Here is a 22,958-nt window from a genome sequence, read left to right on the forward strand (position 1 = left end):
TGAGGAGAGATATGTCGACCGCAACGACTCGCCCCCCGGCCCCCACCGCACTCAACGTCACCCTCTGGATCGCCCAGCTCGTGCTCGCGCTCATGCTCGTCGGCAGCGGCCTGTTCAAGCTCCTGACGCCGATCGCCCAGCTCGCCGAGACCTTCCCGTGGGCCGGGGACGTGTCTCCCGCCGTCGTCTACACGGCCGCCGCGTTCGACATCCTCGGCGGGCTCGGCGTCGTGCTGCCGTCCCTGACGCGAGTCGCGCCACGGCTGACCGTGGTGGCCGCGTTCGGCTGCGTCGCCCTGCTGGCCACCGCCGCCGTCTTCCACTTCTCACGCGGCGAGGGCGCCGACACGCCGATCGCCTTCGTGCTCATCGCGCTCGCGGTGTTCATCGCGTGGGGACGCGGATCGAAGGCACCGATCCAGGCCCGGTCCCAGGCGGCCTGATCCCCACGCCGTCCGGCTCCGGCCGTCACATCCCGGTCAGCGCCTCCCCCAACGGCGTCCGGACGTGCAGTACGCGTCCGCCGTCGCGCCGCGCGTCGACCAGACGCGCGGCGTTCAGCACGGACAGGTGGTGGGAGGCGGTCGAGACGGCGAGCCCGCAGGCAGCGGCGACCTCACTGGTCGACAGCGGTGCGCTCACCGCGAGCAGGACACCCGCCCTCCCGGCGCCCAGGAGCGCGGCGAGCGCCTCCGCCTCGCCGGGCGCGTCGTCGGCCCAGCGCTCGGAGACGCCGAGCGCCGGGTAGAAGAGGGTGGGCTGCGCGGGCGGCTCGGTGACGACGGCGCATCGAGGTGCCATCACGGACGGCACCAGCACGAGGCCGCTGCCCGCGCAGTCGAGGACCTCCCCGTGCAGGCGCAGGCGCACGTGGACGGCGTCCTGGGTCCAGCTGACCGCCTCGTGCAGCGTGCTCACCATGGATCCGAGACCGTCCGTCGTCGCGCGCCGGGTGCGGACGCCGACGTCGGCCCGCAGGATCCGCTCGAGCTGGGGCCAGTAGGGCGCGAGCAGGGCGTCCCAGCACTGCTCCCAGGCGTCCGCGGCGGCGGACCGGGCACGCTCCGGGTCGTCCGCCAGTGCACGCAGCAGGCGCTGCTCGGCTCCGCTCGTGCGGTCGACACGCTTGAGCAGGTCGACGCGCAGCGGGCCGAGGTCCGCGTCCCGCAGGCGCGCGAGCTCCTCGTCGGGGCGGAGGTCCCAGCCGGGAGTCGAGGTGAGGAAGTCGGGCAGGTAGCCGTCGGGGCCGACCAGGAGCCGCAGCAGGTCGAGCGCTCGGGCCGGGGCCTCGCGGCGCGCCCGGCGCAGCCACCCCCACTGGAGTGGGTGGTACTGCGGCTGCGCCAGCACCCGGACGGCGTGAGCGAGCTCGTGACCGGGCGACACGCCGAAGCGGATCGCCGAGATGTCGCCCGGCGCGAGACGGAACTCCACCACGTTTCGACGCACGTCGAAACCGTAGTGCCCCGGGCACGGCCGCGGCGAGGCTGTGGCGTGGCCGGCCGCACGGGCCGGCTCGCAGTTCCCGTCCCCGCAAGGAGCAGACATGACACCGGTGGTCCCCGCCGAGACGATCCGCATCCCCGGCTCGCGCACGCTGCGCTACGAGGGTCGCGACCACGGCTCGGGCGTCTCGTTCTTCCTCGTCACCAACGACCCGGGCCAGGGCCCGGGCCTGCATCGCCACCCGTACACCGAGACCTGGTCCGTGCTGGAGGGCGAGGCCACGATCACGATCGGCGACCAGACCGTCGTCGCCCGGGCGGGCGACACCGCCGTCGTCCAGCCGGACGTCTGGCACGGCTTCACCAACACCGGCCCGGGGACGCTGCGCATGATGTGCATCCACGCCTCGGCCACGATGATCCAGGAGAACCGCTGATGTCCTTCCAGGCGTACCTCGACACCATCGAGACGAGGACGGGGCTGACTCCCCGGGAACTGATCCGGCTCGCCGAGGAGCAGGGCTTCGGCCTCGGCAGCACGGCGACCCCCGTCGCCACCTGGCTCAAGGACACCTACGGGCTCGGCCACGGGCATGCGATGGCGATGACTCACGTCATCACCAAGGGTGACCGGATCAGCGGCAAGCACGTCGGTTCCACGGGCACGCACCGCGACGCGAGCGACCGGCTGTGGCTCGACGGGAAGGACACCCGGCCGCCCGGGCCGGGGTCCTGAACCGTCCGAGCCGTCGCGCCCGTCGACCGGTGCGGCGGACCGTCCCGCTCGCCCCGCTACGCCCCGTAGGACTCCGCGAAGTCGGTGACCTCGTGGGCGTACGACACCGATCGGTTGTAGGTGGCCAGTGCCGCCTCCCACCCGTCGTCGGTGGTGACGTCGCCGCCGCTCCGGCACAGGTAGAGACCGGCGGTCAGGACGGCGTCGTCGATCTGGTGCGGATCCGCCCGCCCGTCGAGGTTCCCGTCCTGCGCCCAGCTCTCCCACGTGGCCGGGATGAACTGCATCGGGCCGACGGCGCGGTCCCACTGCACGTCGCCGTCAAGCACGCCCTCGTCGGTGTCAAGGATCTCCATGACGCCCTCGCTGCCGTCCAGCGGTATGCCGATGATGGGCGGGCTCACCGCCCCGTCCGTCGCGGCGTGCGCGCCGCCGTAGCTGCCGTGCACCGACTCGACCGCACCGATGCCCGCCAGCGTGTTCCACCCGATCCCGCACTCCGGCTCGAGTTGCTCCAGCCGAAGCGACGCACCGGCGTAGGCGGCGAGCACCCGCACCGGGATTTCCGTGCGCCGGGAGACGTCCCGGAGCCAGCCGCGGTGAGCCAGGTCGGCAAGAGGGACGGAATCCGCGTCACCGGCGTGCTCCGCGGCCGCCGCCGGGACCGGCTGGCGGGGCGCGGGCGGATAGCTCAGCTCCCGCGACGGCGGCCAGGGCCCTCCGCCCAGGCCGCACCCGGTCAGCAGGAGGACGGCCGTGGCGATGACGGCCCAGGTTCGTACTCGTGCGGTGATGGCGCGCCTCCGGTGCTCGGGACCAGGCGGGCGGCGGGGGCCGCCCCGCCGCCGACCCTACGCGCGCCCCCTGAAGGTCCGGCCATCTCCGACAGAACCTCCCGGAAACGTGCGCGATTCCGGCGCGCCGCATCCCCCGTCCCGGGCGCCCACGGCGTGCGGGAACGTGGACCGGCCGACGGAGCACCGGCCTGGTCGCGCCACCGGGCCGCACCTGGTCCGCCGCGAGACGGCGAACGCCGCCACGGGACCTCCGTGACGGCGTTCGCGTTCTCGTCCGCCGCACGAGGCGACGGTGCCGGGCTACCCGGTCAGCGGCGTGACCTCACAGGTCCCGGCACTGTCCGAACTGGCGGCCGGTGACGGTGTTCGGCGAGCCGTTGTCCGTCGGCTCCGGGTCGTTGCGGTAGCAGGCCAGTGGTCCGGTGATCCGGTTGTCGCCGATCACCGGGCCCTCCGAGCGCGTCACGGTGACGGGCCCGGTCACCCGGTTGCCCGCACAGTTCGCGGCCGGGTCACCGATCGTCACCCCGGAGCTGCTGGTGACGGTCAGCGTGCCGGTGACACGCGAGTCGCACACCCGCACCTCGGACGCGCCGTCGGCACGGACCAGGGCCACGATCTTCGAGTCGGTCACCCGCAGCCCCGCGCCGTCGGACACGGAGACCCTGCCCAGCACCGTCGCGTCGTCGACGCAGGTCGTGCCCTCGGTGACCGAGATTCTGCCGAGGTGGCGGCCGGTGATCACCTCGTCGCACGGCGCCAGGCCCGTCACGGCGACGTCGGCCGACGCCTCGGCGGGCGCGTCGAACGGGTCGGACGTGACGTGCTCGGCGGTGTTGGTGTAGGTGCCGGTGATCGCGTCCGGATCGACCGTCACGTCGTACGACAGGGTGACCGGCTCGACGCTCGGTCCGGCGTAGTCGAGGCAGATGCTGCCGCCCTCGGCCACGGCGACCGACGGGTCACCAGCGTTCACGACGGCGGTGCCGAGCGTGCCCGCGAGGTTCTCGATCCCGATCGTGGCCAGGCCGGGCAGCGTGCCCAGCTCGCCGTACTCGAAGGTGATCTCCGGCCGGTCGTCCGCCACCGAGTTGTAGATCCAGGCCTGGAACTTCCCGACGGAGTTGGACAGGTCGGCCGGGTCGGCACCGTACGGCAGCGGGTCGTCCCACTGCACCACGGCGACCTCGCCACCGGACGTGGCCAGCCGCACGCCGCGGTCGTTCGCCAGCGAGAGCTCCAGGTCGGACCACAGCGGCGCGATCACGCCGTTCGGTGCGGCCGAGGCGGGCACCGCCTGGGGCTCCCAGGGGCTGCCGCCGTAGCCACCCGCGACGGTGATCAGGCCGTCGTCGGACACCGTCAGGTTCTGCGCCTGGTCGGAGTAGTGGGAGAACGGGCCGATGTTCGAGAACGCGTTCACCGCCGCGCTGTCTCCGTCGAGCGAGCTGAACCCGACGCCCACCGCACCGAGGTCGACGAACCCCGACCACGCGGCGCACTGCGGGTCGGTCGCCGGCGTCGAGGCCTCGTACGCGCCCGCGACGCCCACCGACGTCGGCATCTCGACCTCCCACGTGATGGTCTGCCCGTCGACCACGCCCCCGCCGGTCACCGACTCCGGGTCGATGGTCAGGCCGTCGGGCACGGTGTCGGTGACGGTGTAGGTGAGGTCCTCCGGCGTCACGTTGGGCGCCACCGTGAGGTCGTACCCGATCGTCTCGCCGATCGAGGCGGAGTCCGTCGACGCGGCCTTGGTCACGTCGTCGGCCGCACGGGTCAGCCGGACCGGGATCTCGCCGATGTCGCCGGGCGTCTCCGGCGAGCTGCCGAGCACGACCGTACCGAAGAAGAGGTCGCCCTCCTGCGCGTCGGGCAGGTCCCAGTGGACGCGCACGTCGTACGGCTCACCCACCGGCACCTCGCCCTCGGGGCCGGTCACGCCGGCGTTCCCGAGGTCCGCGGACGGGACCACGGCCGTGGCGAGCGTGTGCGTGTCCGGCTGGCTGTCGCTGCCGCCCCAGTTCTGGACCAGCACCCACCAGGTACCGGCCTCCGGGTCGGAGACCTCGCAGTACTCGGCCGCGGACGACGACGTCGAGGCGCACACCTGGGTGTCCGCGCTCGGCGTGTCACCGGTACCGACGAACAGGTCGAGGTCCGGCGCGGTCGCCTCGGTGATCTGCGCGACGAGCCGTTCGGCGCCGTCGGCCACGTCCAGCGTGGTGACGTCGACCTGGCTCAGGTCGTCGTACGGCGAGTCGTTCGTCGGGTCCTGGTCGAGGGAGCCCTCGTGCAGATCGGCGGCGGCCAGGCCACGCACCGAGCCGGTGAAGTCGGAGACGGCGACGGACCGGATGTCGGTCACGACCTGCGACCCGGTGTCACGGCGCGTGGTGATGTCGATCTCGCCGGGCAGCACCGCCGCGGCCGGGACGACGGCGACCGGCAGGGTCACCGTCGGGACGTCCGGGTCGCTCGGGGTGAGGGTGATCCGCCCGAACAGCGTCTCCCCCTCCGGGGCTCCGGCCACGTCGGCCGTGACCGAGATGGCGATCGAGTCGCCCGGCGACACCGTCGCCTGCGACAGGTCGACGGAGAGCGCGAGGCCCTGGTCGGAGTCGGCGGACGCCGACCACGTCACGCCGGCCGGCGCCGACGGCGGGACGTCCGCCGTACGCTCCCACGAGCACGTCGCCAGGCACTGGCTGTCGGCGAAGGACGGCAGGTTGAGGGTGGTCGGGTCGCCTCCCTGCTCCGGGTCGGCGGCCACGTAGTCGGCCGGCGTCTCGTCGAAGAGCAGGCCCGCGTTCACGGCGGCCCCGATGTCCATGTGCCCGCTGCCCTGCTGGTAGGGAGTGGCGGGCGTGCCGTCGTGGTTCAGCACGCTGGTGCGCGCCGTCGTCATGAGCGCCGACTGCTGCTCGGCCGGCGTCCAGTCCGGACGGGCCTGCGTCAGCAGCGCACCGGCACCGGCCACGTGCGGGCTGGACATCGAGGTGCCCGAGATGACGCCGTACTCGACGTGGTCGTACGTGCCGTCGGCCACACCGAGGGCGGCGAGGATGTCGACGCCCGGCCCGGTCAGGGACGGCACGATCGTGTCGACGGCGCGGTTCGGACCGCGGGAGGAGAAGCTCGCCATGACGTCGCCGAGGGCGTCGTCCACGGTGAACGTCGTCCCCGTGACCGCGGCGGTGTGCCCGGTGCCCTCCTCCAGCCAGTTCTTCAGGGCGGTGGCGTCGTCGTACCCGAGGAACACGCCCGGCACGGCGTACGCGTCACCGAGTACCGAGTCGCCGTTCACCTCGTCGTTGGCGAGCACGTAGCCGGCGGCGCCCTGCGCGGCCACGTTCTCCGACTTCTCGACCCGGCCGTTGGTGCCACGGTCGCAGATCACGATCCGGTCGGCGTAGTCGGCCTCGTGACCGCTGGTCGCGGTGCACTCCGGGTCGCCGAACGCGCCCGCGTAGACGATCTCGGTGGCGGGCAGCGGGCCGGTGAGGGACTTGCCGGTCAGGTCCGGCAGGTCCCCCGCGCTGCTGGTGAGACCCGTGAGCGTGTTGAACGCGTGCCGGTTGTGGGTGGAGGCGCCGACGGACGTGATCCACGGGGCGTCGGCCGGCGAACCGGTCGTTGCGACCCCGGGGCCGTCGTTGCCGTTGGAGGTCGCGACGAAGATGCCCGCGGCGCGCGCGTTGAGGAAGCCGATCGCGTCGAAGTCGTTCCACAGGTCCGACGGCGAGGACGAGCCGATCGAGTAGTTGATGACGTCGACGCCGTCGGCGATGGCCTGGTCGATCGACGCGGTCAGGCCCGCGGTGGTGCAGCAGCCGCGGTAGCTGATCACGTTGGCGTGCGGTGCCACGCCGGAGACGTCGAACGTCGGCGGGTCGGTGCCCTCGGGCGCGGTCGGCGTCACGTCGTCGACGACGTTGCCGCCCGACGTCGAGGCCGTGTGCGTGCCGTGCCCGTCCTCGTCCAGGGCGCTCCGGTCGGCGTCGGACAGGAACCCGTAGGCGCCGATCAGCTTGCCGTTGCACGGGAAGTCGGGGTCGTACTGGTCCGTGTTCGACGGGTCGCACACGCCCAGGTAGTTTCCGGCACCCAGCGGGTTGGTGTGCGTGTAGCCGTCGTCACCGGTCTCCGCGAACGAAGGGCTGCCTGGGTTGATGCCGGTGTCGATGGTGCCGATGACCACACCCTCGCCCTGGTAGTCCTCGGGCAGGCCGAGTTCCTCCACGGCGTTCCACAGCGCGTCCGCGTTGCTCCAGGCCGGGCCGGCGTCGGTGTGCAGCTCGTGCTCCTTGTCGAGCGCGATGTGCGCGACCGCCGGGTCCTTGGCGACCTGCGCCGCTTCCTCGGGCGTCAGCACCGCCGAGACGCCGTTCACGGCGTACTGGTACGTGAACGGGACCTCGACGTCGCGGTCCACCGTCCGCTCCATGCGGGTGACGAACTCGTCCTGCTCCGCCTCGAGGAACTCCGTGTACTCGCGCACCCGGGCGGTCGACGGGTCGAGTGTCCGGCCCGGCCGCGGTGCCGTGGCGGTCATCCCTCCGACCCCGCCGCGGTAGGTCGGCACGGCGTCGTCCGCCAGCCGGATCAGGTAGGTGCGCTCGGCGCTCCCGCGGCCCAGGGCCAGCTTCTGGACGGCCGGCTCGCGCTCGACGCCCGGCTCCGGGGTGGTCTCGGCCGGCGTGAGGTTCTCGGCGATGAGGTCGCGCGGCTCGACCTTGTCGGCCGCGGGCCGGTCGGGAGACGGAACCGCGGCGGCGGTGGGTGTGAGCGCCGCCGCCAAGGCCGTGACAGTGGCTATGGCGAGGGGCGTTCTGAACCGGAGTGACATCGACAGCTCCCTTGGTGTGGCAGCGACAGGAAGATCACGAGCTAGTGCCCGTCATTCCTTCCGCAGGTCAGGAGGCCGTGTCAATGGCCCCGGGCGAATTTCACCCGGTCGCCCGGGGCAGGTCGAGAAGGCGCGCCGAGATGCCCTCAGCGCTGCGCGGCGTCCTGCGCGCCCGCGCACGCCGAAGAAACCGAGCACGCGGCGCCGGGCGCGCGACCGCGAGACCGCCGAGCCCCCGCGTCGGCCAGGCCGCGCCGGTGGGCCGCGCCGGTGAGGCCGCGCCAGTGAGGCCACGCCAGTGAGGCCACGCCAGTGAGGTCACGCCAGTGAGGTCACGCCCGTGAGGTCACGCCAGTGAGGCCGCGCCGGGTAGGGCCGCAGGCCGGCGCCTCACGGGACGCGGCGTGTGACGTCCAGCGTGTAGGTGGTGCCGTGGTTGCGGTCGACCCGCCACCTCGGGCGGGACTCGTCGGTCAGCGCGAAGGCGAGGCCTGCCGCGACGACGGCCCGCTCCAGGTCGGGCATCGAGACGCCGGCGACGTCGATCTCCCCGCGCAGCGTCCAGGTCCTGGCGGAGGTCGCCACCCAGGCCTGGCACGTGGCCAGCGTCGAGCGGGTGTCGGCGAGCGTGACGCGGACGGCGACGACGCCGCCGGGCGGCAGCGAGCCGCCGACGACCGTCGCCACCGCGTCCACGAGTCTCGTCCACCGGTCGGGCGCGGTGGCGCCGTCAGGAATGGTCGTCATGTCGTGCTCCAGTCGCCGTGGGTGCAGTGACGTGCGAGCGACGGGACATCTCCCGTCACGATCCACCATGACGCCAACAAACTGGTGCAAGTGCCACACTTGTGTGGCAACCATGCCTAGAGTTGCCAGGAGACGCACTCCCGGGCGTAAGGTGTGAACCCCACTTTCCCGCCAACGTTGGGAACACCGATGGACGACGAGTTGATCGGCAAGCGGATCAAGCAGCTCCGGCAGGCCCGGGGCGTGACGCAGGTAGGGCTGGCGCAGGAGGCGAAGATCAGCCTCTCTCTGCTGCGCAAGATCGAACAGGGCGACCGGGACGTGTCCCAGCCGGTCGCGGCGGCCGTGGGCCGCGTACTGCGGGTGGACGCCAGCACGCTCACCGGGCAGCCGTACCACCGGGAAGGCTCGTCCCCCGACCGCATCCACAAGCTCGTCCCGGACCTGCGGCGAGCGCTGAACCGCTGGGACCTCCCTCCCGCGGACCCGGATCTCCCGCCGCGCCCCCTCGACGCCCTGACCCGCGATGCGAGGAACGTCTCCGAGCAGCTGCAACGCGGCCACAACACCCAGCTCGCCGAGATGCTGCCCGCCCTGCTCACCGAGGCCTTCGCGATGGCGCACGCCTGCGACGACGACCGGGACCGCGCGGTGGTCGCCCACGCCCTGCTCGCGTACGCGCATGCCGCGCACACGGTCGCGCACCAGACCGGTTACGGGGACCTCGCGGCGAACGTGGAGGACCGGATCCAGTGGATCGCCGGGCTCACGACGGACCCGGCCGCCGCCGGCTTCGCCGCATGGATGCGCACGACGTCGCTCATGCGCGACGGCCTCTACCCGGGCGCCCTGTGGCTCCTGGACCGCGTCCGCACACAGGTGGACCCCGGCCGCCGGGACGACGGCGCGCTCCTGACCGTCGGCGCGCTCCACCTGCGGTCCTCGCTGGTGGCCGGCCGCGCAGGAGACCTGGACGCCGCGATGGACCACGTCGAGGAGGCCCGCGGCATCGCGAACCATCTCGGCACCGACACCGACAACGACTGGTCGCACCTCGCGTTCGGTCCGTCGAACGTCGCGATCTACCAGGTGACCTGCGCCGTCGAAGCCGGAGACGGCCCTCGCGCCCTGACGCTCGCCGACCGGACCCGCCTGCCCAGCCACATGCTCACGCGCCTGCCCACCCGGGTCTCCCACCACCACCTCGACCTCGCCCGCGCCTACTTCTGGCAGGGCAGACACGACAAGGCCCTGCACAGCCTGATGACCGCGCGCCAGGCCGCCCCGGAGCAGACGAGACACCACCCGACCACGCGCGAGGTGACGCACCTGCTCGTGCGGGCTCACCGCCGCGGCAACGAGCCTCTCGCCCGCTTCAGCGCGTGGCTCGGCCCGGGCGACGACGCCGACTGGTGAGCAGCCGCGGCCCGAGCCGCCCGCGGGAGGGCGCAGGCGGGGCACCGGCCGGCCGGGCGGTCACGTGGCCGGCGGCCCGGAGCCATCGGCCACCGGCCGTCACGTCAGCGGGCTGCGGCGCTCCATGAAGACCGTGTCGCGCCAGACGCCGTCGCGGCGGCCGATGCGCTCCCGGACCCCGAGGGTGCGGAACCCCGCCGTGTGGTGCAGACCCACGCTGGCACGATTCTCGGGAAAGATCGACGTCTGCAGGGTCCAGAGCCCGCCGTCGTCGGCGGCGGTGACCTGTCTGCGGATGAGCGCCTTGCCGATACCCCGGCCCTGGTGGCCGTCCGCGACGTAGATCGAGGTCTCGGCGACGCCGGAGTAGACCTCACGTGTGGACACCTGCGTGGCCGCCGCCCAGCCGACGACCTGGCCGTCCAGCTCGGCAACCCAGCGGTGGCCGGGCAGCCACTTCGCGTCCAGCGACTCCCTGCTCGGCACCGTGGTCTCGAAGGTCGCGATCCCGGTGTCGATGCCCTGCCCGTAGATACGGCGCACCGCCTCCCAGTCCTCCTCGCGCAGTGCACGCACCGCGACGTCGACCGGGACGTCGTCGGGGCAGCAGGTCCGTGGCGCGAGCAGTCCCATCACGGCGTCGGCGGCGTGCGGCAGACCGACGCAGCAGGCGGCGTTCACGGTCACCAGTGTGGCCGTACCCTCCTTGCGCGTGCGGACGAACCCGACATCGGCCAGCTTGCGCACGTGGTGGGAGCAGGTGGACTGGCTGACGCCGAGCGCGCCGGCGAGCGCGCCGACGGTGATCCCGCCGGGAGCGGTGGCGACCGCGTGCAGCATCCGCACCCGGGTGGGCTCGGCCAGGCATGCGAACCACTCCGCGTAGGTCGCGGCATCGGCGTCGGACAGGCTCGGGGCCTGCGGCCGGGACGTGGGGGTCGTCATGACGACAGCATCGACCAGAATCGATGATCCGGTCAACGACGGACGGGGCGCGGAACGCGCACGAAGGGGCGGCCCACTGTCATCCGCCGGTGGCGCGGCGAGCGTCCGGACCGGAACGCGAGCCCGCGGTCACCCGCCGGTCACGCGGAGGCGTTCGAGGCCGTCGAGGATGAGGTCCAGACCGAACTCGAAGGCGTCGTCGCCGGTCTCCTCGACGTGGTAGCGGATGTGCTCGGCGAGAAAGGGGTACTCCTCGACCGGGAACGAGCGCAGGAGCTCGGCCCCCATCGCCTCCATCTCGCCCGGGGCGAGAGAGAAGCCCAGTTCCTGCATCGCGTGGCCGACGATGTGGTTCTCGACGGTGTGGAACGCGAGATCGAGCAGGCCGTCCGCGAAGCCCGCCTCGCGCAGGTCGCGCAACGCGGTGTCGAGGTAGCGCATCCGAGCGGGCCCGACACCGACGCTCGACGTCCACAGCGCCGCCGACCACGGGTGCCGCATGAAGGTGGCGTGGGCCGAGACCGCACGCCACCGGGCGCGACTGCGCCAGTCGACACGGGGTGCGGCCGGATCGGCCCGGGACTGCGCGGCCGGCGCCGATCCGGTCCCGGGCACCGCGGCGCCCGCGGACGGCGCATCGGCACCCACCGACGGCGCGTCGGCGTGCCCGGTCGCGGGCAGGTCGATCTCGGCGGCGACGCGGTCCAGCATGCCCTCGAACAGGTCGTCCTTGTTCTTCACGTGGTTGTACAGCGCCATGCCCTCGACGCCGAGCTCCTTGCCGAGCCGGCGCATGGACAGCGTGCCGATCCCCTCGGCGTCGGCCATGGCGACGCCCGCGTCGAGCACCCGGTCGCGGGTCAGCGTGGGGCGGCCGCTCGGGCGGCCTGCCTGCTTCGGCACCGGATGACTCCCTGCTCGGCTGCTCGATGCCCGTCCTGACGGCCGGGCGGGTCTTGACGGCTCGTGGGGGACAGCGTAGCTTGCGGACCATAATATTTACAGCGTAAATATCTGGGAGGAAGCGTCATGCGAGCGATCGTGCAGCACGGGTACGGCGAGCCCGATCAGGTCCTGGAACTCCGCGAGGTCCCTCGCCCCACCCCGGGCGATCACGAGATCCTCGTCCGCGTCGAGGCGGCGTCGGTCAACGCCAAGGACTGGATGGAAATTGCCGGGCTCCCGTACGTCTTCCGGCTGGCGCTCGGCCCGTCCCGGCCACGACGGCCGGTCCTGGGGGCGGACGTGGCGGGGACCGTCGAGGCGGTGGGTGCCGGGGTGACCCGCTGGCGCCCGGGTGACGAGGTGTTCGGCGAGCTTCCCCGGGGCACCTTCGCCGAGTACACGGTCGCGGCCGAGAACGCGGTCTCCGCCAAGCCGGCCGGGCTCGGCTTCGACGAGGCCGCCGCCATGCCGCTCGCCGGGATCGCGGCGTTGCAGGGAATCCGTGCCGCCCGCGTCGAGCCGGGCCACCGTGTGCTGGTCAACGGTGCCTCCGGGGGTGTGGGGACCTTCGCCGTGCAGATCGCGAAAGCCCGTGGCGCGCACGTGACCGGCGTCTGCCGCACGGACGCCCTCGACCTTGTCCGCTCGATCGGGGCCGACGACGTCGTCGACCACACCGAGGAGGACTTCACGCGCCATGGGCGGTCGTACGACCGTATTCTCGACCTGGTCGGCAGTCACACCCTGGCCGGGTACCGACGGGCCCTGCGCGACGGCGGGATCTGTGTCGTCGGGACAGGGATGACCGGGGGCAAGGTGCTCGGCCCTCTCCCCTACCTCCTGCGGGCCATGGCGGCGGCGGCGCGGGACGGCACGGCGGTGACGACCTTGAACGCCAGGCCCCACCCCGAGGACCTCGAGGAGCTCGCCCGCCTGGTGGATACCGGCCGGCTCCGGCCCGTCATCCACCGCACCCATGACCTCACGACCCTGCCGGCCGCCCTCGCCGCCCAGGGCCCCGGCCACGCCCGCGGCAAGACGGTGGTGCGGATCGGCAGCACGCCGTGACCGGGCGGAGCGACGCCCTCAGCGCACGGCGGCGACATCGGCGGCCCAGGTGTCCGGGAGGCCGATCCGCCAGATCGGGCGCACCGCGGCGATCGCCACGGTCACGACCGCAAAGGCGCCGGTGAACCACCACAGCGCACCCGCGATGCCCACCGCGCCCAGAGCGAGGCCACCCAGCAACGGCGAGACCACCGTGGCGAGCAGGCCGGTCAGGCCGAGGACCGACGCGGCCCTGCCCTGCATCTGCGCGGGCGTGATGGCCACCTGATAGGCCACCATCCCCGCGTTGAGCGCCGGGGCGAACATCATCATCACGAGCAGCGCGCCGAGATAGCCCCAATAGGTGTGCAGCGCGGCCATCACCGCCATCGCCGCCAGCACCACGCCGAGAGCCAGGACGTTCAGCACCCCTACCCGCACCGTTCGCACGAGCCGGCCTGCCAGGAGGGCGCCGAGCACGACACCCACGCCCACCGCGGTGTTGACCAGCCCGATCAGGACCGGCGCCGTGCCCGTGCGCACCAGATCCAGGGTGATTGCCACCATCGCCCCGTTCAGAAGGACGTTGACCAGCGTGAAAAGAGTGAGCAGGACCCGGAAGACAGGAACGCCCCACACGTAGCGGAGACCCTCGCGCAGCGCCCGCACGGGGTGCTGCGCCCGCGCCGCCCCGAGGTCGCCGTTCAGCGGCTCGCGCACCAGGGCGGCCGTGCCGCAGGCGATCAGGCGGCCCACGGCGGCCACGAGGAACGGCACGACATGCCCCATCCCGTACAGCAGGCCGCCGACGGGACCTGCGACGAGACCGGCCACGGCGTCACGACCCTGCGCGACCGCCATGGCCTGCCCCATCTCGTCCTTGCGCACCACGGCGTGCAGCGCGGCGGTGTCGGCGGGGTCGAGGAGCGCTCCAGCCGTCGACGAGACGAACAGGACCGCCGCGAGATGCACTGCCGTCAGTCCACCGGACAAGCCGACGACCACCAGGCCGGCCCACGCCACCCCGGCCACCAGGGCGGCCGCCATGATGATCCGACGCCGGTCGACACGGTCGACCACGACTCCCGCCGGGAGCGCCGTCAGGACCGATCCGGCCTGCCCGACAGCCGCGATGACACCCGCCTGGACGACATTCCCGGTCACATGGAACGCGACGAGCGGCACGGCGAAGGAACCGATCCCACCTCCAACGGTCTCGGCGACCTTGCCGGTGAGCAGAAGCCGGTAGGAGCGGTTGTGCCAGAGCCCCGGAGTTGTCTCGTCTGCCATGACCGCAACCGTAGTTGCGCACTCATCATTGCGCAAGCATATTTGCGCACTATAAATTGCGAGGTCTTGGTACCGTGGTCGCGATGGAGAAGACCTTCCGCATCCGGGATCCCGAGACCTTGCGCGCCGCATCGCACCCGCTACGTCAGCGCATCATCTTCGATCTGCAGATCCATGGGCACGGACGCGCCGCGGACCTTGCCAGGCGTCTCGACGAGCCGGCGAACTCGATCAGCTTCCATCTCCGCGTCCTCGCCAAAGCCGGAATGATCGTCGAGGCGCCGGAACTCGCACGGGACAAGCGCGACCGGGTGTGGGCTCCCGCCGCGGAGAACTTCAACGTCGACGCCGGCGTTCCCGGCGTCGGGGACATCGTCGCCGACGCGGCGGCCCTGCTGCGCGAGAATCATGCGTTCGCCGCGCGGCACGACGGCGAGGACGCTCCCCCCGAACCGGAGGACGCCCCCAAGCGGGCGCTCACGATCCGCACCGCGCTCCTGACCCGCCGGCAGGCCGAGGCCATGGCCGACGAGCTCAACGACGTCATGGAACGCTGGCAGGACGCCGCGAGGGCGACCACCGACGGTGAGGGCAGGCCCGAAACCGCGGCTCTCTACCAGGTCGTCTTCGGGCTCGGGCCCCTGAAGGACTAGGTTATCGAAGCGCCCTCCGGCATCGACACCGGCGCGGCCGGTCAGCCCAGGAACGGGTTCGTCGCGAGCTCCCGCCGGACGGTCGTCGTCGGCCCGTGGCCCGGGACGACGGCGAGGCCGGGATCCAGCCGTGCGACGACGTCACGCAGCGTGACGCGCATCGTCGGGTCATCGCCGCCGGGAAGATCGGTACGGCCGATCGACCCCGCGAACAGGACGTCACCGGTGAACGCGAGGCCGCTCGGCGCGGCGTCCGGGGCGTCGTCGGCGACGGACGGCTCGGCGGCAACGGCAGGCACCGGACGGCCGGCCGGTGCGGGAAGGCGCTCGTCCCGGCCGGCCGGGTCGAGCAGGTAGAGGGTCGAGCCCTCGGTGTGGCCCGGCGCGTGCACGGCGCGCAGCGCGACCGCGCCGAACGAGAGCACGGCCGAGCCCTCACGGGTCTCGAAGCCCTCGACCGCCGGCGGCGACCGGTACGCCTCGGGGGCGAACCCGAGGCCCGCGAGCTCCTGCGCGAGCGCCCCGCTCACTGCGGCGCCATTCCCGACGAGCGTGCCGAACGGGTCGGCGATCCGGTACACGTCCGCGGCGTGCAGGCGAAGCGGCACGTCGTACCGCTCGCACAACTCCGCCGCGTCCCAGGTGTGGTCCACGTGGCCGTGCGTGGCGAGAACCGCACGGGGACGCAGCCCCTGCCGCTCCACGATCCGCGTGACGCCGTCCACCACACCGGCACCGGCGTCGATGACCACGCAGTCCCGCGCCCCGTCCACCGCCTCGGTGGCCGTCACCACGCAGCAGTTCGTCCCGAAAACCGGCGCGACGACGACCTGGACCTGGGCTGCGGCACTCACCCGGACACGGTACTTCCTCCCCCGTCCGGGCAGCGATGTGGGATAATTCGGACGTGCGGATCGGAACGATCGACGAGTTGCTCGAGGCCCTCGACCGGGCTTTCGCAGCGCACGAGCACGGCGACCGCACCCACGCCGGTGCCGCGGGGTTCTGGGAGCGCCTGCTGCGCACCGACGGCCACCCGCTCACCACGAGCCTGCCGGACGAGCCGCTCGCCGACTGGTACGAACGCGATCTGCTCGGCGACGTCACCGGAGCCCGGGTGCTCGACGTCGGCTGCGGCACCGGCCGCAACGGCCGGTGGCTGGCGGAGCGAGGGGCCCGCGTGATCGGGGTCGACCTGGCCGCCGCGGTGCTCGACGACGTCCGGCCCGGCCTCCCGGAGGGCATGGAGGTCCGCGCCCTCGACGTTCTCCGTGATCCGCTCCCCGCCGGGCCGTTCGACCTGATCTACGACTCCGGCTGCTTCCACCATCTCGCACCTCACCGCCGGATCACCTACCTGCAGCGGCTGCTCCCGCTGCTGCGGCTCGGCGGGCGCTACGCGATCGTCGCCTTCTCCCAGGAACGCCAGCCCAGCGCAGGCGACCCCGAGGTCCTGGCGACGGGCGACACCGCCGGCGGAACGTCGTTCACGCTCGACGACCTCGAGCGGATCTTCGCGGCGCTGCGGCCCGTCGAACTGCGTGCGGTGCGGTCCGGCGTGGAGGGGACCTTCGGCGCCGACTTCCTCAACGCGGGCCTCTTCCGCCGCTGAGCCGGACGGCTCCCACCGCTCGGTCGCGTGGCCCGGGCGGACCCGGGCCACGCGGCCACGAGCGAACCCTCAGCGGGGCTCGACACCTCCCAGGGTCGGCGTCACCGGACGGAAGAGCCCGTCGTCGCCCACCTCGATCGCGTCGATCGTGGTCTCCCGATGCGTCCCGTCACCGTCCGGGATCGCGTGCCGGTGGTAGGCGATGTACCAGTCGTCCGTGCCCGACACGTTGAGGATCGAGCTGTGTCCCGTGCCGGCCACGCCGAGCGACAGGTCCTTCTCCAGCAACAGCCCCTGGTAGCTCCAGGGACCGTGCACGCTGGTCGCCGTGGCGTAGCCGACCCGGTAGTTCTCGGACCCGGTGTCGTCGATCGAGTACGTCAGGTGGTACATCCCGTCCCGGTAGTTGACGAACAAACCCTCCCGGAAGTCCGGCAGGCCTTCGATGCGGGCGATCGTGCCCTCGTCCACCGAGACCATGTCGTCGCCCAGCTCCGCGTAGAGCGGCCCGCCGTTGCCCCAGAACAGGTAGTGCGTGCCCGTCTGCGGGTCACGGAACCACGCCGGGTCGATCGCCTGACCGGTGGTGACCGGCTCCTCGTTGGTGATCATCGCCTCCGGCTCGGCGGTGAACCGCCCGGTGGGGCTGTCGGCCACGGCCACGCCGATCGTCTTGCGGTTCAGCTCCGGGTGATGGCCCGAGAAGTAGAAGTAGTACTTCCCGTCCCGCTCGGCGATCGTGGGCGCCCACGCGTTCCCGGTCGCCCAGGGGACGTCGCCGTCGGCGCCGTCGAGGGTGAGGATCGGCTCGGCGGACTTCTCCCAGTTCACCAGGTCTGAGGAGGTCCAGACGTAGAACTCCTTCCCGCCCCAGCCGGGGAACCCGTCGGTGGTGGCGTACAGGTAGAAGGTGTCGCCGAACTGCGCGATGTTCGGGTCCGCCCACAGGCCCGGCAGCACCGGGCTGCGCATCTCCACCGCGCGCACCGTCCACTCCCGCGACTCCCCGTCCGGCCCGGTCACCGTGTAGGTGACCGGCGACGAGAAGTCCCGCACCGCCCCGTTCGCCGGCTCCACCGTCGCCTGGCCCGACACGTCCAGCACCGGCGCGAGCGCCGCCACGTCCGTCCCTGGCTCGACGGGCAGCGTGACCGTGCTGCTCGCACCGTGCACGACGGCGCCCGTCCGCAGCTCGTCCAGCTCCGCGCCACGGACGGCGGTGTGGTCGGTGCCGAGGTAGGCGACCTCGTCCGCGGACAGCGCCCGGTCGTAGAGCCGGAAGTCGCGCACGGACCCGTGCAGGTACCGGTCGCCCGAGTAGAGGGACCGGCCGATGTAGTTGGCGACCGTCTCGCCGTCGCCGATGTCCCGCGGATCGATGGTGACACCCTCCTGCCGGGCAACCTCGACGCCGTCCTCGTAGAGCACCGCGGTGGTGCCCTGGAGGGTGTAGGCGATGTTCTTCCACACGCCGCGGTCCAGGCCGGAGCCCTTCGACACGGTCTGCTCGCCGGACCAGTTGCCGAGCGTGATCGAGCTGCGGTACGAGTCGCCGGTGGTGAACAGATAGCCGTCACCCGCGTTCCCGCTGGAGTTGCCCATCCCGTAGATGAAGTACGGGGTGCGCTGGGACGGGTCCACGAGCACGTCGAGCGTCACCGACACGTCGGTGAGATCGGCGAGCAGGTGGTCGGGCAGGTCGACGTGGTCGTCGACGCCGTCGAGCACGACGCCGTCCGCCGTCGGCTCGGCGCCTCCCCTCAGCGTCGCCGGGCCGAACGCGCTGCCCGGTGCGGCGTTGGTGGCCTCGGTGCCCGACGTCGCGTCGAGCGGGTAGTGCGCCACGAGGCCGGGCGGGTCGGCGGTCACCGTCACCTCGGTGGAGGCGCGGAGCGACCCGCGGGCTCGCGCGGTGACGGTGGTGGTGCCTGGCGCGACGGCACGCACGACGCCGTCGTCGGACACGGTCGCCACGTCGTCGTCGGCGCTGTACCACCGCAGCCGCCGGTCCGAGGCGTTGGCGGGCTCGACGGTGGCCTCGAGGGCGTGCTCGGTACCACGCCACAGCTGGACGGCACCGGGCGCCACGGTCAGTGAGGTGACGGGAATCCGCCGTGCCTGGACGGTGACCAGCGCGGCAGCCCGCGCCGTCACGCCGGCGCGCAGCGTCCCGGGCACCTCGAAGGCGGTACCGGGACGCGCGTAGGCCGAGGGGTCGACGTCGTCCCAGGTGACCTTCTCGGTCCCGGTGGAACCGTCGGCGTAGGTGACCGCGACCCGGCCGGGCAGCACGGGCTCGTGGCGGGCCTGGACGGTGACCTCCACGGGCTCGACCGACTCGACGTAGGCGTCAGGCTGGTAGTGCCGCAGGATCCGGTCGTACTCCTCGGCGGTCACGGGCAGGACGGTGCCGTGCCGGGGGCGGGTGGGCATCTTGTAGTCGTCGGCCATCCGCCACTCGGGGGCGTCGAGCGAGTCGGCGACGAACGGGACGTAGCCGCGCCCGCCGAACTCGTCGACGAAGAGGTACCACTCGTCGGTGCTGTTGGACTTGAAGATCGTCGGGCCCTCACCCCGGTCGATGCCCGGGCCGAGGGAGTTGGCCTTGCCGATGCACTCGGTGACGAAGTCCCAGTCCGTGCTCCTGAGCTCCGTGGAGCGCTCCGCGAGGATGAACTTGGAGCACGGCGTGGAGGACGTGTTGTTGCGTTCGTCCTTGGTGAACCGGTAGTAGGTCCCGTCGTCGTCGCGGGCCACCGTCGAGTCGATCACGGAGTAGCCGGGGTCCACCCAGGTCTCCGGCTCGCTGAACGTGGTGAAGTCGGTGGTGGTGGCGTACATCATGCGGTTGTAGGAGTCGCCGGTGTGGTCCGGGTCGTCCTCGGCGTACAGCTTCGACGCCCAGAAGACCACGAACTCGCCCAGGTCCTCGTCCCAGTACGCCTCCGGCGCCCAGGTGTTGCCGGCCTCCGGCGGGGAGACCTCGACGAGACGTTCGTCGGACCAGTTGATCAGGTCGGTGGACTCCCAGACCACGATCGAGCGGGAGCCGTGCCGCTGCGCGTCGTCCCAGTCTCCGCCGCCGTGGATCTTGAGGTCGGTGGCGATCATGTAGAACCGGTCGTCCTCGGGCGAGCGGATGATGAACGGGTCGCGGACGCCGCGCTCGCCCACGTCGGAGGTGAGCACCGGCTGGTTGTCGTTGAGGTCCTGGTAGTGCAGCGGGTCGTCGCCCTCGCTGAGCCCGAGATAGATCTGCTCGCCGTCGGCGTAGCCTTCGCCGGCGAAGTAGGCGAACAGGTAGCCGGAGTACTCCTGGCCCGTCGCGTCCCGCGCGTCGCCGCCCGACGGCGCGCCGGCCGGTGCGGTCGTTCCGGGCGCGCCGGCCGGGGAAGCGCCGGCCGCGGCCGCCATCGTGGCCGGCAGGAACAGCGCCAGCCCGGTCAGGGCGGCCGCGACGCGAACGGTCCGTTCTCGTCTTCTGGGTGTCATCGCACGATCCTCCTCGTCGAGGTCTTGGTCATGACGGATGTTAGCGTTAACACATGGGACAAGGGAAGCGCTATCCAGAATGCGCCGGCATCCGTCCCCGTCAGCCCGGGAAGAACTCCACGTACCGCCTGGCCTCCCTGTAGAAGGCGGCGTCCGACATCGGCCGCAGGTGGTCGAACGCCTCGACGAGCGCGTCCTCGGTGCCCTCCTCGCCGACGAGCGTCACCGTGAACCCGGGGCCCCGCGCGGTGCACCGGTCGCGGATGTCACCGTTGTCGAACCGCTGCTCGTCGCAGCCGTCGAGAGTCAGGCCGCCGACGTCACGGGCGTCGTCGACCGAGGCGCTCGAGCCGACATGGATCTGTCCGCCGTCGGGCAACGCGTATACCGCCTGCGACCCGCCGTCGCCCAGCGCGATGTACTGCGGCTCGTACCGGTCGCCGTCGAGCGTGTACGGCACGCCCAGGTCCGCGGCCCGCTCGGTGAAACCGCTCACGGCCGTGACCGCGACGAGCACGAACGGGAGGGCGGCCAACACACCCGCCGCCCAGAGAGCCACCGGGCGGGCGGCGCGGAGGCCCGACGCCGCCGTCACCGTCGCGACGAGTGCCCCGAGCACCAGCGCCAGGGCCGGGTCACCGCCGACCAGACCCGGCCAGATGGCAGCCACCTGCTCGGGCGGCAGCAGCACGACGCCCGCGACGGCGGCGCCCAGGACCGGCGCCGCGATCCCGGCGAGCACCGCTCCTCCGAACCGCCGCACGATCAGAGCCGAGATCCCGCACATGACGGCGAGCCCGACGACGCCCACGGCGACCGACCCACCAGGCCTGACCCATCCGGCGAGGATCGCCGCCCAGCCCACCGGCCAGGCCAGCAGCCCGAACAGCAGGCCGACGGCAGCCGCACCCGCCCAGGCGGTCGCACGCCCTCCGCTCCGGGCCTCCGCCACGTCGAGCGCTCTCGGGTTGTCCCCGTCCCCCGCCGTCATCGGTGCCTTCCTCGGGTATCCACGCACGGCGGACGACAGCTCCCACGACGGGCGGGGATCATGCGGGCTCCTCACTTCTGGCCGGTACGGGGCGACGTGCGCCAGGGTAACCGTGGACCGTCCGCGAGATCCGGCTGCAGAATCCGCGCGCCGGGTGCGATAGTGCTCGACATGGTGACCCAGCACTCGGCACCCCTCGTGCCGTCCGAGCGTCCCGGCACACGATGAGCGACGACGTCTCCTCATGGCTCGACGCACTCGGTCCGCTCGCGTTCTACCTGGTGGTGTGGGGACTCGTGTTCGTCGGCACGGCGCTGTTCGTCGGCGTGTTCCTGCCGTTCCTCACCGGGGACTCGCTCCTGTTCGGCGCCGGGCTCGTGGCCGGCAGTACCGGTTCGATCGACATCTGGGTGCTCACCACCGGCGTCGCGGTGGCCGCGATCGCGGGTGACCAGGTGGGCTACCTCCTCGGACGCCGCTACGGACGCCCGTATCTCACCGGGCGGCGGGGGCGCTGGGTCCAGCGGGGGATCGCGAAGACCGAGCGGTTCTACGACCTGTTCGGCTGGTGGTCGGTGGTGGTCGGCCGGTACGTGCCGTGGGGGCGCGTCTTCGTCCCGGCCGTCGCCGGGGTGTCCGACATGGCGTACTGGAGGTTCGTCACCGCCAACGTGGTGGGCGCCTTCACCTGGGGCGTCCTGATCACGCTGATGGGCTACTTCGCGGCGTCGATCCCGGCGGTGCGTCCCATCGCGTACGGCATCGCGTGCGCCGTCATCCTCGCCTCGGTCGTGGCGGGCATCCGCGCCTGGCGCCTGGACCGCGCGGCCGGCGCGAGCTGACGCCCGGCGACGGCAGCCGACGGCGCGGAGTCCCCGGCGCTCTCAGGTCAGGGCGTCCGCGACCCGTTCGCGCAGCACGGGGACGACGTCGGTGAGGAACCACGGGTTGCGCGCCTGCCAGCGAAAGTTGAGCGGCGACGGATGCACGAGCGGAAGCATGCCGGGCAGGTAGTCGCGGAAGCCCCGGACGGTGTCGGTGAGGGTACGCCCGGCGCGGTCCCCCAAGTAGTACGCCTGGGCGTAGCTGCCGACCAGGACGGTGAGCCGGATGTCCGGCATGAGCTCCAGCAACGGCGTGTGCCAGCGCTCCGCGAACCCCTTGCGCGGCGGCAGGTCCCCGTTCACCCCTTTGCCGGGGTAGAAGAAGTCCATCGGGAGCAGGGCGAAGAGATCCGGGTCCCGGAACTGAGGCTCGGTCACGCCGAGCCACTCGATGAGCTTCCTCCCGCTGGCATCGTTCCAGGCGAGGCCGCTCTCCTGCGCCTTGCGCCCGGGAGCCTGGCCGACGACGACGATCCGCGCCCCGGCACCCGCCGCGTACAGCGGCTCGTACCCGAGCTCCCGTGCGGCGGTGTTCTCGGCGTCGTCCACGATCGCCTGCCGGATGGACTCGAAGGTCATGGGCCCAGTATCAGCGGTGCACGCGCAGGGGACGTGGCACCGACACGTCGGGCAGCCCCGGTCGAAGTGGCCGACCGGGCCACCGAGAGAGCCCGAACGGCACCGAACCCCGTCCGCGATCCCGTCCCGACGATCACGGGCGCCACCTCACCTGCGGTCGAGAAACAGCGTCAATGCCTCACGCGTCGTCACGAGTTCCTGGATCCGGCGGTCGATGTCACTCCGCATCTCGGCCACGGTCTCGCGCACCGTCACGGCGTCGACGTCGTCGTGCCGTCCGGTGGCGCACGGCAGCACCGCACGCACCTTCTCACTGGAGAAACCCAGCTGGAACATGGACCGAATCGTGCGGACGACCTCGACCGCGTCGTCGTCGAACTCCCGGTATCCGTTCGGGGCACGTGTCGACGTGACCAGTCCTTGCTCCTCGTAGTAGCGGACCAACCGAGGGCTGACGCCGCTCCGCGCGCTCAGTTCACTGATTCTCACTCAGCCTCCCACCGGCCTTGACCTTCACATGATGTGAAAGT

20 protein-coding genes are annotated in these 22,958 nt (G+C 72.2%); 8 read left to right on the forward strand and 12 right to left on the reverse strand.

Annotated features, from left to right (window positions below):
• The first annotated feature begins 11 nt into the window (after nucleotides 1-11).
• Nucleotides 12-443, forward strand: coding sequence for a DoxX family protein (locus J0911_RS17060; protein WP_207276644.1), 432 nt, complete (start codon nucleotides 12-14; stop codon nucleotides 441-443).
• Nucleotides 444-468: 25 nt separating this feature from the next.
• On the opposite strand, the gene J0911_RS17065 is transcribed toward J0911_RS17060, so the two are convergent.
• Complete coding sequence (locus J0911_RS17065) at nucleotides 469-1,449, reverse strand: DUF5937 family protein (protein ID WP_307865138.1); 981 nt, start codon at nucleotides 1,447-1,449, stop codon at nucleotides 469-471.
• 97 nt (nucleotides 1,450-1,546) lie between these two features.
• Here J0911_RS17065 and J0911_RS17070 point away from each other — a divergent pair, with 97 nt between their 5' ends.
• Both J0911_RS17070 and J0911_RS17075 read left to right on the forward strand, forming a co-directional pair.
• Nucleotides 1,547-1,882 (forward strand): cupin domain-containing protein, encoded by a 336-nt coding sequence (locus J0911_RS17070; protein ID WP_207276645.1) that lies wholly within the window; start codon nucleotides 1,547-1,549, stop codon nucleotides 1,880-1,882.
• Nucleotides 1,882-2,181: a DUF4287 domain-containing protein gene (locus tag J0911_RS17075; protein ID WP_207276646.1), complete on the forward strand. Its 300-nt coding sequence runs from the start codon at nucleotides 1,882-1,884 to the stop codon at nucleotides 2,179-2,181. The genes J0911_RS17070 and J0911_RS17075 overlap by 1 nt, the downstream gene beginning before the upstream one ends.
• 56 nt (nucleotides 2,182-2,237) lie before the next feature.
• On the opposite strand, the gene J0911_RS21215 is transcribed toward J0911_RS17075, so the two are convergent.
• The 3 genes from J0911_RS21215 to J0911_RS17090 form a co-directional block, all read right to left on the reverse strand.
• Entirely contained in the window at nucleotides 2,238-2,738 is a 501-nt protein-coding gene (locus tag J0911_RS21215) for a lytic transglycosylase domain-containing protein (protein WP_307865139.1), read from the reverse strand.
• A 562-nt stretch (nucleotides 2,739-3,300) separates the two neighbouring features.
• Nucleotides 3,301-7,779: a S8 family serine peptidase gene (locus J0911_RS17085; protein WP_207276647.1), complete on the reverse strand. Its 4,479-nt coding sequence runs from the start codon at nucleotides 7,777-7,779 to the stop codon at nucleotides 3,301-3,303.
• Between the two features lie 438 nt (nucleotides 7,780-8,217).
• Entirely contained in the window at nucleotides 8,218-8,574 is a 357-nt protein-coding gene (locus J0911_RS17090) for a hypothetical protein (RefSeq protein WP_207276648.1), read from the reverse strand.
• 189 nt (nucleotides 8,575-8,763) lie between these two features.
• On the opposite strand from J0911_RS17090, the gene J0911_RS17095 reads away from it, so the two are divergent.
• Entirely contained in the window at nucleotides 8,764-9,990 is a 1,227-nt protein-coding gene (locus tag J0911_RS17095) for a helix-turn-helix domain-containing protein (protein WP_207276649.1), read from the forward strand.
• Between the two features lie 99 nt (nucleotides 9,991-10,089).
• Here J0911_RS17095 and J0911_RS21220 read toward each other — a convergent pair whose 3' ends face one another.
• Together J0911_RS21220 and J0911_RS17105 are read right to left on the reverse strand one after the other, a co-directional pair.
• On the reverse strand, nucleotides 10,090-10,935 hold the full coding sequence (locus J0911_RS21220) for a helix-turn-helix domain-containing GNAT family N-acetyltransferase (RefSeq protein WP_207276650.1): 846 nt from the start codon (nucleotides 10,933-10,935) through the stop codon (nucleotides 10,090-10,092).
• A 129-nt stretch (nucleotides 10,936-11,064) separates the two neighbouring features.
• Complete coding sequence (locus J0911_RS17105) at nucleotides 11,065-11,838, reverse strand: TetR/AcrR family transcriptional regulator (protein ID WP_207276651.1); 774 nt, start codon at nucleotides 11,836-11,838, stop codon at nucleotides 11,065-11,067.
• A gap of 126 nt (nucleotides 11,839-11,964) precedes the next feature.
• Here J0911_RS17105 and J0911_RS17110 point away from each other — a divergent pair, with 126 nt between their 5' ends.
• A complete protein-coding gene (locus J0911_RS17110) occupies nucleotides 11,965-12,948 on the forward strand; it encodes an NAD(P)-dependent alcohol dehydrogenase (RefSeq protein ID WP_207276652.1) in 984 nt (327 codons plus the stop codon).
• Between the two features lie 18 nt (nucleotides 12,949-12,966).
• Here J0911_RS17110 and J0911_RS17115 read toward each other — a convergent pair whose 3' ends face one another.
• Nucleotides 12,967-14,217 (reverse strand): MFS transporter, encoded by a 1,251-nt coding sequence (locus tag J0911_RS17115; RefSeq protein ID WP_207276653.1) that lies wholly within the window; start codon nucleotides 14,215-14,217, stop codon nucleotides 12,967-12,969.
• An 83-nt stretch (nucleotides 14,218-14,300) separates the two neighbouring features.
• Here J0911_RS17115 and J0911_RS17120 point away from each other — a divergent pair, with 83 nt between their 5' ends.
• Nucleotides 14,301-14,870 (forward strand): winged helix-turn-helix domain-containing protein, encoded by a 570-nt coding sequence (locus J0911_RS17120; protein WP_207276654.1) that lies wholly within the window; start codon nucleotides 14,301-14,303, stop codon nucleotides 14,868-14,870.
• 41 nt (nucleotides 14,871-14,911) lie between these two features.
• On the opposite strand, the gene J0911_RS17125 is transcribed toward J0911_RS17120, so the two are convergent.
• Nucleotides 14,912-15,724: an MBL fold metallo-hydrolase gene (locus J0911_RS17125; RefSeq protein ID WP_207276655.1), complete on the reverse strand. Its 813-nt coding sequence runs from the start codon at nucleotides 15,722-15,724 to the stop codon at nucleotides 14,912-14,914.
• A gap of 53 nt (nucleotides 15,725-15,777) precedes the next feature.
• Between J0911_RS17125 and J0911_RS17130 the strand changes: the two genes are divergently transcribed.
• Nucleotides 15,778-16,482: a class I SAM-dependent methyltransferase gene (locus J0911_RS17130; protein ID WP_207276656.1), complete on the forward strand. Its 705-nt coding sequence runs from the start codon at nucleotides 15,778-15,780 to the stop codon at nucleotides 16,480-16,482.
• A gap of 69 nt (nucleotides 16,483-16,551) precedes the next feature.
• Here J0911_RS17130 and J0911_RS17135 read toward each other — a convergent pair whose 3' ends face one another.
• Together J0911_RS17135 and J0911_RS17140 are read right to left on the reverse strand one after the other, a co-directional pair.
• Entirely contained in the window at nucleotides 16,552-19,974 is a 3,423-nt protein-coding gene (locus J0911_RS17135; protein ID WP_207276657.1) for a family 43 glycosylhydrolase, read from the reverse strand.
• 100 nt (nucleotides 19,975-20,074) lie between these two features.
• A complete protein-coding gene (locus J0911_RS17140; protein ID WP_207276658.1) occupies nucleotides 20,075-20,965 on the reverse strand; it encodes a hypothetical protein in 891 nt (296 codons plus the stop codon).
• 224 nt (nucleotides 20,966-21,189) lie between these two features.
• Here J0911_RS17140 and J0911_RS17145 point away from each other — a divergent pair, with 224 nt between their 5' ends.
• A complete protein-coding gene (locus J0911_RS17145; RefSeq protein WP_207276659.1) occupies nucleotides 21,190-21,807 on the forward strand; it encodes a DedA family protein in 618 nt (205 codons plus the stop codon).
• Between the two features lie 42 nt (nucleotides 21,808-21,849).
• Here J0911_RS17145 and J0911_RS17150 read toward each other — a convergent pair whose 3' ends face one another.
• Nucleotides 21,850-22,428, reverse strand: coding sequence for a uracil-DNA glycosylase family protein (locus J0911_RS17150; RefSeq protein ID WP_207276660.1), 579 nt, complete (start codon nucleotides 22,426-22,428; stop codon nucleotides 21,850-21,852).
• Nucleotides 22,429-22,575: 147 nt separating this feature from the next.
• Nucleotides 22,576-22,917, reverse strand: a complete 342-nt coding sequence (locus tag J0911_RS17155; RefSeq protein WP_207276661.1) for a MerR family transcriptional regulator — start codon at nucleotides 22,915-22,917, stop codon at nucleotides 22,576-22,578.
• Between the last annotated feature and the right edge of the window lie 41 nt (nucleotides 22,918-22,958).

The sequence above is a fragment of the Myceligenerans salitolerans genome (assembly GCF_017349295.1).
GTDB lineage: Bacteria > Actinomycetota > Actinomycetes > Actinomycetales > Cellulomonadaceae > Myceligenerans > Myceligenerans salitolerans.